Origin of the sequence: Tistrella bauzanensis (genome assembly GCF_014636235.1) — a bacterium.
In the GTDB taxonomy this organism is placed as follows: Bacteria; Pseudomonadota; Alphaproteobacteria; order Tistrellales; family Tistrellaceae; genus Tistrella; species Tistrella bauzanensis.
The window spans coordinates 1-588 of the sequence record NZ_BMDZ01000217.1 but is presented as its reverse complement, the minus strand read 5'-3'; the positions used below and the strand labels follow the sequence as shown (position 1 = coordinate 588).

The following is a 588-nucleotide window of genomic DNA, read 5'->3' as shown; positions in this document are numbered from 1 at the left end:
TGAGGATTCGACACCCCGAGCCTAACGGCTCAAGGCGAGCAACGCCGCTCTCCCTTTTTCAACAATGACCGGGACATCCCCCGATTTCTATCTCGTCCAGGTCAAGAAGCCGGGCGAGCTTGACAAGCCCTGGGCCTATTACAACGTCGTCGAGACGATCGCCGCTGCCGACGCCTACAGTCCTCTCAGCGAAAGCGATTGCAGCCTGGTGGCGGCGGCCGGCAAATAGCCGCCGGCCTCGCCGGCAATTCGGATGATGAAAGCCGGGCGGATGATGAAAGCCGGGCGGATCATGAAAGCCCGGGCGCGCGGATCTTGCCGCGGCCCGGGCTTTCATGACTGTCGGCCAACGTCAATCAGGGCCGACGTCAATCAGAGCTGGCGGCGCCTCCGGCCAGGATCTGCCGCACCAGGTCCACCCGGCGTTGTCGGCTGGCCCTGAACTTGTCCTCCGCGAGGGCCACGACCTCTGCCGGTGCCGTGTCAAGAGACCCGGCATTGAAGGGCAGGGCTATCGCATTTGCCCAATGATCGACCTTGCGAATTCATCGGACCATCCGGCCCGTTTTCGCTTGCGGCTGATCGGGA

Annotated in this window: 1 protein-coding gene; it reads left to right on the top strand. The window is 63.3% G+C overall.

All coding sequences use genetic code 11. The features are described from left to right. Positions 1-64: 64 nt before the first annotated feature. On the top strand, positions 65-229 hold the full coding sequence (locus IEW15_RS25655; RefSeq protein ID WP_188583391.1) for a hypothetical protein: 165 nt from the start codon (positions 65-67) through the stop codon (positions 227-229). Positions 230-588: the final 359 nt, after the last annotated feature.

Bases quoted from the DNA above. Each gene is read 5' to 3' on its own strand.
- IEW15_RS25655 (WP_188583391.1), top strand. From the start codon at position 65: ATGACCGGGACATCCCCCGATTTCTATCTCGTCCAGGTCAAGAAGCCG.